The 13,287-nt window shown below is 70.4% G+C and carries 12 protein-coding genes; 7 read left to right on the forward strand and 5 right to left on the reverse strand.

All coding sequences use genetic code 11. The annotated features are described in order from the left end of the window. The first annotated feature begins 48 nt into the window (after positions 1-48). The 3 genes from ACH46_RS05745 to ACH46_RS05755 all read left to right on the forward strand — a co-directional run bounded on the left by ACH46_RS05745 (position 49) and on the right by ACH46_RS05755 (position 3,023). Positions 49-1,272 carry a sensor histidine kinase gene (locus ACH46_RS05745; protein ID WP_062392073.1) on the forward strand — a complete coding sequence of 408 codons (1,224 nt, stop codon included), beginning with the start codon at positions 49-51 and terminating at the stop codon, positions 1,270-1,272. Between the two features lie 4 nt (positions 1,273-1,276). Then, a complete protein-coding gene (locus tag ACH46_RS05750; RefSeq protein WP_062392074.1) occupies positions 1,277-1,918 on the forward strand; it encodes a response regulator in 642 nt (213 codons plus the stop codon). A 73-nt stretch (positions 1,919-1,991) separates the two neighbouring features. Beyond that, positions 1,992-3,023, forward strand: a complete 1,032-nt coding sequence (locus ACH46_RS05755; protein WP_062392075.1) for a 6-phosphofructokinase — start codon at positions 1,992-1,994, stop codon at positions 3,021-3,023. 81 nt (positions 3,024-3,104) lie between these two features. Here the strand turns inward: ACH46_RS05755 and ACH46_RS05760 are convergent, their stop codons facing one another. After that, positions 3,105-5,489, reverse strand: a complete 2,385-nt coding sequence (locus tag ACH46_RS05760; protein WP_062395027.1) for an acetyl-CoA acetyltransferase — start codon at positions 5,487-5,489, stop codon at positions 3,105-3,107. 48 nt (positions 5,490-5,537) lie between these two features. Here ACH46_RS05760 and ACH46_RS05765 point away from each other — a divergent pair, with 48 nt between their 5' ends. Then, complete coding sequence (locus tag ACH46_RS05765; protein WP_062392076.1) at positions 5,538-6,800, forward strand: WS/DGAT domain-containing protein; 1,263 nt, start codon at positions 5,538-5,540, stop codon at positions 6,798-6,800. A 7-nt stretch (positions 6,801-6,807) separates the two neighbouring features. Here ACH46_RS05765 and ACH46_RS05770 read toward each other — a convergent pair whose 3' ends face one another. Together ACH46_RS05770 and ACH46_RS05775 are read right to left on the reverse strand one after the other, a co-directional pair. After that, positions 6,808-7,437 (reverse strand): response regulator, encoded by a 630-nt coding sequence (locus ACH46_RS05770; protein WP_062392077.1) that lies wholly within the window; start codon positions 7,435-7,437, stop codon positions 6,808-6,810. After that, complete coding sequence (locus tag ACH46_RS05775) at positions 7,434-8,543, reverse strand: sensor histidine kinase (RefSeq protein ID WP_062392078.1); 1,110 nt, start codon at positions 8,541-8,543, stop codon at positions 7,434-7,436. Before ACH46_RS05775 ends, ACH46_RS05770 begins: the two co-directional genes overlap by 4 nt. Positions 8,544-8,680: 137 nt before the next feature. On the opposite strand from ACH46_RS05775, the gene ACH46_RS05780 reads away from it, so the two are divergent. Both ACH46_RS05780 and ACH46_RS05785 read left to right on the forward strand, forming a co-directional pair. Further along, positions 8,681-9,640, forward strand: a complete 960-nt coding sequence (locus ACH46_RS05780) for an ABC transporter permease (protein ID WP_062395028.1) — start codon at positions 8,681-8,683, stop codon at positions 9,638-9,640. Between the two features lie 7 nt (positions 9,641-9,647). Then, complete coding sequence (locus ACH46_RS05785) at positions 9,648-10,349, forward strand: ABC transporter ATP-binding protein (RefSeq protein ID WP_062392079.1); 702 nt, start codon at positions 9,648-9,650, stop codon at positions 10,347-10,349. Here ACH46_RS05785 and ACH46_RS05790 read toward each other — a convergent pair. Then, positions 10,336-10,917: a winged helix-turn-helix transcriptional regulator gene (locus tag ACH46_RS05790; protein WP_062392080.1), complete on the reverse strand. Its 582-nt coding sequence runs from the start codon at positions 10,915-10,917 to the stop codon at positions 10,336-10,338. The genes ACH46_RS05785 and ACH46_RS05790 overlap by 14 nt on opposite strands. Positions 10,918-11,012: 95 nt before the next feature. Between ACH46_RS05790 and ACH46_RS05795 the strand changes: the two genes are divergently transcribed. Further along, on the forward strand, positions 11,013-12,224 hold the full coding sequence (locus ACH46_RS05795; protein ID WP_062392081.1) for a pyridoxal phosphate-dependent aminotransferase: 1,212 nt from the start codon (positions 11,013-11,015) through the stop codon (positions 12,222-12,224). A 119-nt stretch (positions 12,225-12,343) separates the two neighbouring features. Here the strand turns inward: ACH46_RS05795 and ACH46_RS05800 are convergent, their stop codons facing one another. Then, positions 12,344-13,270 (reverse strand): hypothetical protein, encoded by a 927-nt coding sequence (locus tag ACH46_RS05800; RefSeq protein WP_062392082.1) that lies wholly within the window; start codon positions 13,268-13,270, stop codon positions 12,344-12,346. Positions 13,271-13,287: the final 17 nt, after the last annotated feature.

Consider the following 13,287-nt stretch of genomic DNA (forward strand, 5'->3'; position numbering starts at 1 on the left):
CTCTCACGGGGGAGGCGATCGCGCATCGTCCAGACCTAGGGTCGAGTCGTGAGATTTCGACAACTGGCCGTGCTGCCGTACCGGGCGTGGATCGCGCGCGTCCCCGACCCGACCCTGAACCGGTACCTGTCGCAGGCCCGGAACTGGGTGGCGGCGGTCGCCGCGATCACCATGATCGCCGTGACCTGGCCCGTCCTCGGCGAGACGACGTCGATCCCCGCCTACCTGCTGCCGGCATTCGCGATCGTCGGCTGCGGCGGCATCGCCGTCGTCTTCTTCGGTGAGGCGCCGGTGCGCGCGGGGTGGGCGCTGACCATCATCACGGCAGCGGTGGCGTCGCTGATCCCGAACGACGGCCCGATGCCGATGCCGGTTCCCCTGTTCCTGGCGGTGCTGGTGATGACGGTCGCGGCCCTGTGCACGCAGCCGCTGAACCGACTGCCGGTGGTGGCCGTCGCGACGGCCGGCCTCTTCGTCATCGGGCTGGACCTCGAGGCCGTGATCGGCTGGTGTTTCGCCCTCGCCGTTGCGACCATCAGCATCGCCTTCCTCCGCTACCGGGCCAGCTCGCGTCGTGAGATCGCCGAGCAGACCGAACAGACCGAGGTCCTCCGCGCCCGAGAGGCGGTGCTCGCCGAACGGTCGAGGATCGCCCGCGACCTGCACGACATCGTCGCCCACCGCATGTCGATGATCGTCGTGATGGCGCAGACCGCGCCGTACCGTCTCGCCGCCGCCGAACCCGCCGAGGAGATCGGCCCCGGCGCGCGCACCGAGTTCGACGGCATCGCCGACGCCGCGCGCCAATCGCTCGACGAGGTGCGACAGCTGCTCGGCGTTCTGCGCCCGCACGACGGCGAGCCCGCCGCCCTCCGGCCGGTGCAGGGCCTCGACGACCTGCCCGAACTGATCGACGGCGTCCGCGCCGTCGGCGTCCACGTGACCCTCGACGACGCCGTCGAGCACGCCGCCGTCGCGGAGACCGTCGGCGCCGTCGCCTACCGCATCGTGCAGGAGTCGGTCACCAACGCGACCCGGCATGCCCCCGGCTCCACCGTGACCGCTCGGCTCGTCGTCGACCCGGCGCAGACCCTCCAGGTGACGATCGACAACGGTGCCGCGACCGAACCGGTCGGGGACCACCGCGGCGGCGGTCACGGCATCGTCGGAATGACCGAGCGGGCACGAGCCGTCGGCGGGACGCTCGTCGCCGAGCCGACGGCCGACGGCGGCTTCGCCGTCCGCGCGGAGCTGCCCGTCGGGCTAGGCTGAGCCGGTGCCGACAACCGTGCTGATCGCCGACGACCAGGCGATGGTCCGCGCCGGGTTCGCCGCCCTCCTGAACGCTGCCGACGACATCTCGGTGCTCGGTGACGCGGAGGACGGAATCGTCGCCGTCGACGAGGTGAAACGCCTGCGGCCCGACGTCGTCCTGATGGACGTTCGGATGCCGCGGCGCGACGGCCTGTGGGCCGCCGAGCAGATCGTCTCGTCGGGTCTGCCGACCAAGGTGCTGATGCTGACGACCTTCGACATCGACGACTACGTGTACTCCGCCCTGCGGATCGGCGCGTCGGGCTTCCTGCTGAAGGACGCGCCCGCCGATGAACTGGTCCGTGCCGTGCGGGTCGTCGCCCGCGGCGACGCGCTGCTGGCGCCGTCGGTGACGAAGCGGCTGATCGAGCAGGTGACCTCGCGGTCGGCGCGACCCACCACGTCGGCCGCCGCGGTGCTGACCCCGCGTGAACTGGAGGTGCTGTCGACCGTGGCCGACGGCAAGTCGAACGCGGAGATCGCGCAGGAGCTGTTCGTGTCCGAGCAGACGGTCAAGACGCACGTCAGCAACATGCTCACCAAGCTCGGCTTGCGCGATCGCGCGCAGGCCGTCGTCTTCGCGTACGAGAACGGCCTGAAGTAGTACGTGCCGGGGCGGATCGTGTTGTCATTGACTCGGTACACGCCGTCCTCCTTCGCGAAAGGCTCGCACTTCCATGGCTCGTTTCGGCATTCTGACCTCCGGCGGAGACTGCCCCGGACTCAACGCGGTGATCCGCGGGACAGTCCTGCAGGGCACCTCGGTCCACGACCATGAGTACGTGGGGTTCCGCGACGGGTTCAAAGGGCTGGTCTACGGCGACGCGATGGACCTGGACCGCAGCGTGGTCCGCGGCATCTCCCAGCAGGGCGGCACCATTCTGGGCACCAGCCGGTTCGGCCCCTACGTGGAACCCGACGGCGGCGCCGACAACATCAAGGTCGCCTTGGAACGGCTCGGGATCGACGGCGTGATCGCCATCGGCGGCGATGGCACGATGGCCGCCGCGAACCGTCTCCTGGAGGACGGCATCCCGGTGGTCGGCGTCCCCAAGACCATCGACAACGACTTGAAGGCCACCGACTACACCTTCGGTTTCAACACCGCCGTCGAGATCGCGACCGAGGCCGTCGACCGGCTCCGCACCACCGGCAACTCGCACAAGCGCTGCATGGTCCTGGAGGTGATGGGCAGGCACGCCGGCTGGATCGCCATGTACGCCGGCGTCGCCGCGGGCGCCCACGCCATCCTGATCCCGGAGCAGCCCGAGTCGCTGGAGCAGATCTGCGAGTGGGTCACCAGTGTCCGCGACCGTGGTCGTTCGCCGATGGTCGTCGTGGCGGAGGGCTTCAAGTTCCCCGACATGGACGAGGCTCACTCGCACAAGGGGATGGACGGCTTCAACCGCCCGCGCCTGGGCGGCATCGCGGAGATCCTGGCCCCGCTCATCGAGGAGCACACCGGGATCGAGACCCGCGCGACGGTCCTCGGCCACATCCAGCGCGGCGGCGTCCCCAGCGCTTGGGACCGGGTGCTCGGCACCCGCTTCGGCCAGGCAGTCAGCGACCTGGTCGCCGACCGTGAGTGGGGCAAGATGGTGGCCCTCCGCGGCACCGACATCGTCCGCGTCCCCTTCTCCGAGGCCGTCGGCCACACCAAGACCGTCCCGCTGGAGTACTACGCCGGGTCCCGCGCGATCTTCGGGTAGGCATCCGCGTAACTCACCGTCAGAAGCTGGGTTCTAAACCAAGCTTCTGACGGCGAACTACGCGGATCCGCGTCGAAAGGGTCAGTGTCCCTCCCACTCCGGGGCGCGCTTCTCGACGAACGCGGCGACGCCCTCGCGGAAGTCTTCGGAGACCAGGACGGTGTCGAGGACGGAGGCGCTGTCGAGGACGGACTGGACGGTGTCCGGTTGGTCCTGCGCGGTGGCCATTGCCGCGATCGATGCGCGGACGGCGACGGGCGACGCGGCCAGGATCTCCTGCGCCACGGTGCGCGCAGCCTGCATCACCTGCCCCCGCGGCACGACGCGGGAGACGAGGCCGTGGGTGCGCGCCTCGGCGGCGTCGAGCCGTCGACCGGTCAGGATCATGTCGCGGGCGAGAGCGGCGGGCAGGACGCGGGGCAGTCGCACGAGGCCGCCGGCGGCGGCCACCAGTCCGACCTTCACCTCGGGCAGCCCGAACGATGCGCTTTCGTCGGCGACCACCACGTGGCATGCCAGCGCTACTTCGAGGCCGCCGCCGAGCGCGTAGCCGTTGACGGCGGCGATGATCGGCTTCGGCAGTTCCCGCCGCGATGTGAGGCCGCCGAAACCGTTGGCGGGCACGGCGAGAGCATCGGCGGTGGGATTCGCGGAGAGGTCGTTGCCTGCCGAGAAGGCCTGGTCGCCGGCACCGGTCAAGATCGCGACCCACAGGTCGTCGTCGGCGAAGTACGCGTCGAACACCGCGTCGAGTTCCGCGTTGGTGACCGCAGTCAACGCATTGCGGGCGTCGGGCCGGTCGATCGTCACCTCGAGGACGTGGCCGTCGCGGCGCACGGTGAGGTGCTGATACTCGTCGGCGAATCCGACCGCCGGGACCGGATGCCGTTCGTCGAGGGTTGTGCGGGTCAGCGCGACGTGATTCCGCGTCGCCGACGGACGAACGTAGACGGTGGTGCCGAACGGATCGCCGTCGCCGCTCAGCAGGGCGAGGAGGTCGGGGTCGTCGACCGCGGCGACGAAGCGCGACTCGTCGGGCAGGCGTCCGACGACGATGCCGCCCGGCCGCGCGCCGTCCGGATCGACGACGACGAAGGTCTCGATGACGCCTGCGCCGTCGGGGTAGTGGGTGACGGGCACGGACGGGACCGCGTCGAGCTCGCGCTGCAGTCCCGCGGACGTCGACGGGCGCCACTCGGTGGGCGCGGTGGAGTACACGCCGACCGAGTACTTGCTGAGGATGCCGCCGTTGGCGCCGACCAATCCGAACGACCCCGGCGTGCGGCGTGCGCGGTCGACGATCTCGGAGATCCCGTGCATCGAGTAGTCGTTGCCCGGCCCGCCGAAGTAGGGGAGCCCGCCGGTCGCGGTGAGGCCGCGCGGATCGTCGGGCGCCAAGCCGAGCTCCTCGCACACGTGGGAGACGGCGACCGGGAAACAGGAGTAGAAGTCGAACGCGGCGACCCGATCGAGCTCGACGCGGGCCATCCGCAGCGCCTCGCGGACCGCAGCGGCCGACGCCGGCGCCCGCGAGATGTCCGGGCGGGTCAGCAGCGGACCCTCGTGCAGGTCGGCGTGACCGTGCAGAAAGACCCAGCGGTCCTCCGGAACTCCGGCGGCACGCGCCGCGCCGACCGACATCAGCACGACCGCCGCGGCCTGATTGACGTGGTCGCGCGCGATGAGTCGCCGCGTGTACGGCACTGACACCCGGCGGTTGCGTTCGGAGACGGTCACGAGCTCCTCGGCGCTGAAGACGGTGTCGGTGGCCGAATGCGGGTTCTTCGCTGCGACCTCGGTGAACGGCGCGAACCACGCACCCATCGACAGCGCGTACTCGTGCGCCGAGGCGCCGAGCCGACCGCGTCGGGCGTTCTCGATCAGCGAGTACTGCGAGATCGGGATGACGACGCCGTGCTTCACCTCGTCGACGGAGGTCAACCCGCCGATCGAGTAGCCGCGATCCTCCAACTGGCCGCCGACGGTCTCGGTGAAGTCGAGGGCGACACCGGACTTCTGCGCGTTCCGGACGGTCGACATCACCTCGGCGCCGAACAGCACCACCGCGTCGGCGGCACCGGCAGCGATCGTCGCGGCGAACTCGTTCACCAGGTGCTGCGGACTCTGACCGCCGGTCACCTCTTCGACGGCCCGCCGCGGATCCATGCCGGTCCGGCGGGCGACGGCGCGCGGCATGTTGTCGGGCCGGCCGAACGGGGAGTGCGACGCCGGGCTCGACTTCTCGAACGACCGGACGGCCACCGCGGTGTCGATGGTCGCGGCCAGCGCGGCGACGTCGACTCCGGCGTCGGTGAGGGCGGCGGTGACCGCTCGGGCGGCGAGATCGGCTTCGCCCAGGGCCGCGTAGTCCGGGTCGTCGATGCGCTCGGAGGATTGGCCGACGCCTACGATGACGGGCGTGGCGGGATCGAGATCGGCGAGACCGGGAATCGGCGTGCGGGTCATGAAACGCATTATGCCCACGTTGCCATCGGTCGATGGCAAGGAGGTCGCGTGGTTGCCCTGAGTCAGCCCGACGCGGGGATGTACTGGCGATCGCTGCACGCGGCCAACGATCAGTTCCTGCTGTACGCCTTCGACGCGGCGGAGGACGACGTCGATCCGCTGCCGGAGCTCCAGTCGCGGCCGGAACGTGTCGCCGACCTGCATCTGGGTATCGACCGCGTACCCGGCGACCTCGGCTTCCCGCGCTGGACGCGCACCCCGATCACGGAGCGGAACTGGCGTCGGCACCACGTCGAGCACTGGGACGACTGCCTCGCCGCCGTCGCCGATCTCATGACGCCGGGCAGTAGGGAACCCGAGATCCTGTGGCGCATCCACCTCTTCGGCCCGCTGACCGGAGTGCCGGAGGCCGGCGACCGCGCGACGGTCGTGGTTCTGCAGATCTCGCATGCGCTCGGCGACGGCCGCCGGGTCTCCGACATCGCCCGCAGACTCCTCTCCGACGGCCCCGAGGAGAAGCGACCGGAGTCGCCGCGTCTGCCGGGGATCATCGCCGCGGGTCTCGGCGCGGCGAGCACGGTCCCACGACTGGCTGCCGCGACCGCGATCGGTCTCGCCGCCTGGCGCGACGACGATCCCGAGTCCGGCCTGCCCGCCGTCGAACCGACCGCCCTGAACCTCCCCGGCGACGGCCCGACAGTGCTGCGAACGGTCACCGTGCCGCGCGAGCGACTGCGGAGACTCGCCACGTCGGTGACGGCGGCGGTGCTGACCGTCCTCGCCGACGTCCTCCCGCAGTTCGGCGGCGCGACGGCCGACGGGCGGGTGATCGCCGAGGTCACGATGGCGCGCGAGCCGGTCGACGGGCAGCGCAACAACTTCCACACCGTCGGGATCGACCTGAGCGCGGGTGCCGAACCCGGCGTGCGTGCTGAATCGATCGCGCGGCAGATCGACGCGGCCCGCCGACGCGACGGCGCGCCCGCGCGACGAAGGGCTCGTCGTGCCTCCGCCCTCGCACCGGCGGTCCTCGACGCTCTCGCCGTTCGCCTCGCCGAGCAGGCTCCGCTCCCGGACCGGGTCGCGGGGACCACCGTCGTGTCGTCGGTGAACCGCGGTCCCGCGGACCTGACGCTGAGCGGTCGCCCGGTTCTGTTCACCGCCGGGTTTCCCGCGCTGTCACCGGTGCACGGACTCACCCACGGCATCCACGGGATCGGCGATCGGGTCACCGTGTCGATCGCGGCGCGCGGCGGTGCCGCGGCGACGATCGACGACTACGCCGCGGCGATCGCCGTCGCGTTGGGGTGACGCGCCCTCAGTCGATCAGCCCGCGCTCCCTGGCTGCGGCGATCACCTTGGTTCGACTGTTGACGCCGAGCTTGTCGAAGATGTGCACGAGGTGGGACTTCACGGTGGCTTCCGAGATCACCAGTCGCCGGGCGATCTCCCGGTTGGTGCCGCCGGTCGCGAGTTGTTGGACGATCTCCAGTTCGCGCCCGGTCAGCGACGTGTCCGGGGCCGCGACGCGCGACAGCAGCCGAGCGGCGATCGCCGGGCCCAGCACCGTCTCGCCCGTCGCGGCGGATCGGATCGCGGCGATCAGGACATCGGGCGGGGTGTCCTTCAGGAGATACCCGACCGCGCCGGCGTCGACGGCTCGGACGATGTCGACGTCGGACTGGTAGGTGGTCAGGATCAGCACATTCGGCGGATCGGCGAGCGCGCGGATCGCCTCGGTCGCATAGACGCCGTCGGCCGTCGGGTCGGCGCCGTGCAGCCGCAGATCCATCAGCACCACGTCCAGAGCCGAACCCGTCGCGATGTCGACGGCCTCGGCGGCGGAGCCCGCTTCGGCGACCACGGTGATGTCCTCGGTGGCACCCAGGACGGCGCGGAGTCCGGCCCGGACCACCGGATGATCGTCGACGATCAGCACGTCGATCACCGCCGACCTCCCACGGGCAGTCGGGCGTGGATCGTGGTTCCGCCGCCCGGTGTGGCGTCGACGGTGAATTCGCCGCGACACTGCGCGACCCGGGACCGCATCGAGCGCAGACCGAACCCCGAACCGGCGCGGTCCGCCGGGATCCCGATGCCGTCGTCGACCACGTCCAGATGGACTTCGCCCGGCAGGTGCGTGAGAGTCACGGTGGCAGTGGACGCGGCCGCGTGGCGGCGCGCGTTGAGGAGCGCCTCCTGCGTGATCCGGAGCAGTGCGAGTTGCACGTCGTCCGGCAGATCGATCCGAGCGCCGTGCTCGGCGAAGGCCGTCGGCAGGCCCTCGGCCGACGATGCGACGGTCTGCCGGGCGAGCGCTGCCGACACCCCGTCCGCGGGCACCGGTGCGTCGATGCCCTTCAAGAATCGGCGGGACTCGCTGAGCGCGGCCTGCGCGGCGGTCAGCGCGGCGTCGGGTTGGTCGGCGCGCAGCAGCATGATGATGCTCGTCAGGTACTGGCCGACGCCGTCGTGGATCTCGCCGCCGAGCCGGTCTCGCTCGGCGAGGACGCCTGCCTCGCGTTCTCGTTCGGCGAGTTCGTCGCGCGTCTGAACCAGTTCGTCGAGAAGGCGGTCCCGTTCCTCGACCGTGCGCGTGATCCGTTCGAACGCCTCGGTGACGGCGACCGCGGTCGCGATGCCGATCGTCGGCCCGATCACGCCGCCGACGGTGAAGCCCTCGGTCGCCCAGACACCGACCACCGAGACGACGGTGATGGTCACGGCTGCGACGACCGCCGGCGGGCGGCGGAGGAAACGCCAGCAGAGGATGGCCAGCACGAAGGCGAGCCACACGTAGTCGTCGGACACGGCGACCAGGCCGGCCCAGCCCGCGGTCAAGACCAGGACCCACAGACCTGCACGATCGCGGTGCCCGCGGGCGGACGCCACCGCGCCGACCAGGTACCACCCGGCGACCAGTGCGGCGCCGATCAGCGACACCACCGCGTGCGGTTCGGTGGACGACTTCACGACTCCGACCGCGAGCAGGATCGCGAACAGCACGTGCCCGCCCCATTCGGCGTTGCGGTCGGTGGCGCGGTCGTGTGTCACCCGTCCAGTATCGCCGCCGCGCGCGGTGCGGCAGCGCGAGTGCACCTTTCGATGGAGGGAAAGACGGTCCGTGCAGTCGATGCCGGACCGCCCCTGTCCGCGCGAGGGTGGAGGAGACCTCGAACAAGGGAGACACCGTGTACATCGGTTGGCGCGAGATCCGCGACGCCGAGGGGAGGTTCGTGCTGATCACCGGAGTGATCGCACTGCTGACCCTGATGGTGGTGATGCTGTCTGCGCTCGCCGCGGGCCTGGACGCCGAATCGACGTCGGCGGTGCGTGCACTGCCCGGCGACGTGCGGACCCAGACCGCGGCGGACGGGTCGGCGTCGTCGCTGACCGACAGCCGCGTCGACCCGGTCCCCGGAGTGCCGTCGCTCGGCATCGCTACGACGCGCGTCACCGAAGGGGCGCGGGCCGCGACGGTGTCGGCGTTCGGCTTCTCCGACGTCACCGCGGTGACCGTCGATCCGGAGACGGCCGCGACCCTGGGACTGTCCGTCGGATCGACGGTCACCGTCGGCACCGAACAGATCCGAGTCGATGCGATCGCCGACGTCGGGAAGTACGCGCACACCCCGGTGGTGCGCATGCCGCTGTCGGTGTGGCAGCGAGCCACCGGCCGCGACGCGGCGTCGGCGCTGCTCACCGATCGTGACGTTCCCGGCACCGTCCTGACGGCGCATGCCGACCTGCCGTCGCTGGTCCCCGGCTACCAGTCGGAGCATTCGTCGCTGCTGTTGATCCAGGTCCTGCTGGTCGGCATCTCCGCGGTCGTCGTCGGCGGCTTCTTCGCGGTCTGGACCGGGCATCGCGTGCGGTCGCTGGCCGTGGTCCGGGCGATGGGCGCGGGCCGCCGCTACCTGCTGCGTGACGGGCTCGGACAGGCCGTCGTCGTGCTGGCCGCCGGTCTCGCGGTCGGTCTGATCGTGGGCGGTCTCGGCGCCTGGCTCGCATCGTCGCGCGTCCCGATCGCGCTGGCCCCGACCACCACCGCTGTGCTCGTCTCGGCGATCGCCGTGCTCGGCCTGGCCGGCGCGGGCGTCGCGCTCCGACCGCTCGTCCGGGTGGATCCCCTGACGGCCCTCAACAGATAGGACTCGCATGTCTCTGGAACTGACCGACGTTGTGCTCACATATCCGGACGGCGACGGCGCCCGCATCACCGCCGTCGACGGAGTGTCGGCCGCGGTTCCCCGCGGTCGGCTGGTCGGCCTCACCGGTCCATCCGGGTGCGGCAAGTCGAGTGTCCTGTCCGTCGCGGGAACCCTCATCGCTCCCGACAGCGGTCGGGTGGAGGTGGACGGGATCGACGTCACGGACCTGACCGAAGAGGAGCGGGCTGCGGTTCGTCGCACGCGGGTGGGGTTCGTGTTCCAGCACGACAACCTGCTGCCCAGCCTGACGGCGCTCGAGCAGGTCCTGCTGCCGGTGCACATCGCCGGCGGACGTCCGGCGTCGGCGCGCTCCCACGCTCGAGAACTGCTGGCGGAGGTCGGGTTGGCCGACGCGATGGACCGTCGACCGCACCAACTGTCGGGCGGCATGCGCCAGCGCGTCAACATCGCGCGTGCGCTCATCGGTGATCCCGCGGTACTCCTCGCCGACGAGCCGACCTCGGCGCTCGACTCGCATCGGGCCGCGGAGACGATGGCCCTGCTCACCCGGCTGGTCCGTGAACGGGACGTGGCGGCTCTTCTCGTCACCCACGATCCGCGTGCCCTCGCCGGTGCCGATGATGTGCTGTCGATGCTCGACGGCCGCGTCGTCGACCGCAGTCGCGGTGCGGTGGTCAGGGCCGGCTGAGATCGGCGTCGGTCAGTGCCCGCTCACCGCGGACGATCGCGACCGCCGTCTCCAGAGTGAGATGCAGTTCGGCGTCGGGTCGATCGGCTCCACCGTCGTGATGTTCGGCGACTCCATCGCGGACGTCGACGTGGAAGGGGGCGGCACCGTCGATGACGACGTCCACCGTCCCGGTCCCGATCACCTCGGCGATCGCGGGCCCGAGTGGGAAGGCCATCCAGTGCGCACGGATCGCGTCCTTCTCCGACCGCTCGCCGAGGCGGCGACCACCCCAGACGGCGAGCGCGGTCAGCACGGGGCGGAGGGCCTCGCCGTCGTCGGTCAGTGCGTACACCGAAGCGCTCGCGCGCGGCCCGACGCGCTGCTTGGTCACCAGGCCGTCCTCCTCCAGGCCTCGCAGCCGGGATGCGAGCATGTCGGTGCTGATGCCGGGCAGGTCGGCGAACAGATCGCTGTACCGCCGTGAGCCGCCGCACAACTCACGCACCACCAGCAGCGTCCACCGATCGCCGATCACGTCGAGGGCGCGTCCGATAACGCAGTAGTGCTGATAACTCCGCTGTGGCATGCTCTACATCGTAGCGGCATACTTGGAATAACCAAGCAGTCACTTGGAACGCCCAAGCGACAGCCGCGGCGAGTGTCTTCGGAAGGAACATGCCAATGCAGCTCACGCAGTCGAGCAAACTCTCCGGTGTCTCATACGAGATCCGCGGACCCGTCGCCGAGCACGCCGCACGCCTGGAGGCAGAGGGCCATCACGTCGTCAAGCTGAACACCGGCAACCCACTGGAGTTCGGCCTCGAGGCGCCGCAGGAGATCCTCTCGGACATGGTGCGGACCCTGCCGCAGTCCACCGGCTACTCGAACTCCAAGGGCCTGTTGCATTCGCGGCGCGCGGTGGCGCAGTACTACCAGACACGCGGCGTTGCGAACGTCGACGTCGACAACGTCTTCCTCGGCAACGGTGTCTCCGAGCTGATCATGATGGCGATGACCGCGCTCCTGGAGAACGGCGACGAGGTGCTGGTCCCGGCGCCCGACTTCCCGCTGTGGACGGCGGCGACCGCGCTCAACGGCGGTCGTGCCGTGCACTATCGGTGCGACGAGCAGGCCGACTGGTTCCCCGACCTCGACGACATGGCCGCGAAGATCACCGACCGCACGCGGGCGATCGTGCTGATCAACCCGAACAATCCGACGGGAGCCGTGTACTCGAACGAGCTGCTCGAAGCCGTTCTGGAGTTGGCGCGCCGACACTCCCTCGTGGTCTTCTCCGATGAGATCTACGACAAGATCCTCTACGGCGACGCCCAGCACACCTCCACCGCCGCGCTGGCCGACGACGTCCTGTGCGTCACGTTCTCCGGCCTGTCGAAGGTCTACCGCGGTGCGGGGCTGCGTTCGGGCTGGATGGTCCTGACCGGTCCGACCGCCGACGCCCAGAACTACATCGAGGGTCTGACGATGCTGGCGGGCCTGCGGCTCTGCGCCAACGTGCCGGGGCAGCAGGCGGTCGCCGTGGCGATCGGCGGTCGCCAGAGCATCTACGAACTGACCGCGCCCGGAGGTCGGCTCTTCGAGCAGAGCCAGCGCGCCGCCGACGCCCTCAACGCCATCCCCGGCATCAGCTGCGTCCGACCCAGGGGCGCGCTCTACGTCTTCCCGAAGATCGACCGGAACGTCTACGACATCCACGACGACGAGAAGTTCGTCCTCGACCTGCTCCTGCAGGAGAAGCTGCACATCGTGCAGGGCACCGGATTCAACTGGCCCGAGCCCGACCACTTCCGGATCGTCACGCTCCCGCACGCCGACGAGCTCGAAGCGATCATCGGGCGGATCGGCAAGTTCCTGGCGACCTATCGCCAGTGATGGAGCGGAGCGACAGGTCGAGCGGACGTCCGAGGCGATAGCCGAGGCCGTCCGTCGAGACCACTGTCACGCGGGCTGGAAGTCGGCGACTTCCAGCCCGCGTGACAATGGAGTGATTGCTACTGCCGACCCGGGTACCGGCTGGCGGCGTCGCTGGTGTCACCCGGCAGCTGCGGTCGGGGAGCGGCGGCGGAGGTGCCGTAGCCGTTGCCCGCGCGCGTCAGGCGCTTGGGCAGACGGTCGGCCAGGCCGCCGATTGGGGCGACCGACGCGTTGAGGAGTTCGACGACCTCGTTGAGGTGGTCCACGGTCTCCTGCATCGCGGCCAGGTTCGGCGGCAGCGAGGCGAGCGTCTCCGACAGTTCGGTGAACTTGTCGAGCGGGCCGCCGTCGCCGATGAGCTTCTCGAGTGCACCGTCGGCACCGAGCAGCTGATCGAGGAGACCTTCGTCGCTCGCCGCACGGTCCAGAACGCCGCCGGGCTGCGACAACTTCTCGAGCACACCGTTGGGCGCGGTCAGCTTGTCGACCACACCGCCCTCGGAGGTGAGGCGCTCCAGGATGCCCTCGTTCTCCGTGAACTGGTCGACGACGCCGCCCGGACGGGTCAGGCGGTCCAGCGGGCCGTCCTTGGAGGCGACCCGCATCAGGATCCCGTTCTCGTCGGTCATCTGGTCGAGGAGGCCGCCGCGCTCGGTCAGCTTCTCCAAGAGGCCGTCGGGAGCGGTGAGTCGGTCGATGACACCGCCCGGCTGGATCAGCCGGTCGAGCGGGCCGCCGTTGGCCAGGATGCGACCGAACGGGCGGTCGGGGCTCAGCAGATCGGCGACCTGGCTCAGGATCGTGAGCGGCGCTCGGACGGTGGCGACCTCGCTGCCGTCGTGGATGCCGAGCATCGAATTGACTTCGCTCTCCACGCTCTCCGTGGTGAGTCGCGCGACGTTCACGACCGACTCGACGGTCGACAGCGCGATCCCCGCGGCCGCAAAGCCGATTCGCAGCGGCAGCTTGACCGCTGTCCGCACTTCTTTCACGCCGTTATTCATGAGTGAAGATTGTAGCG

This window comes from Gordonia phthalatica, assembly GCF_001305675.1.
Classification (GTDB): Bacteria; Actinomycetota; Actinomycetes; order Mycobacteriales; family Mycobacteriaceae; genus Gordonia; species Gordonia phthalatica.

Bases quoted from the DNA above. Each gene is read 5' to 3' on its own strand.
- ACH46_RS05795 (WP_062392081.1), top strand. From the start codon at position 11,013: ATGCAGCTCACGCAGTCGAGCAAACTCTCCGGTGTCTCATACGAGATC.
- ACH46_RS05790 (WP_062392080.1), bottom strand. From the start codon at position 10,917: ATGCCACAGCGGAGTTATCAGCACTACTGCGTTATCGGACGCGCCCTC.
- ACH46_RS05755 (WP_062392075.1), top strand. From the start codon at position 1,992: ATGGCTCGTTTCGGCATTCTGACCTCCGGCGGAGACTGCCCCGGACTC.
- ACH46_RS05760 (WP_062395027.1), bottom strand. From the start codon at position 5,489: ATGACCCGCACGCCGATTCCCGGTCTCGCCGATCTCGATCCCGCCACG.
- ACH46_RS05785 (WP_062392079.1), top strand. From the start codon at position 9,648: ATGTCTCTGGAACTGACCGACGTTGTGCTCACATATCCGGACGGCGAC.
- ACH46_RS05800 (WP_062392082.1), bottom strand. From the start codon at position 13,270: ATGAATAACGGCGTGAAAGAAGTGCGGACAGCGGTCAAGCTGCCGCTG.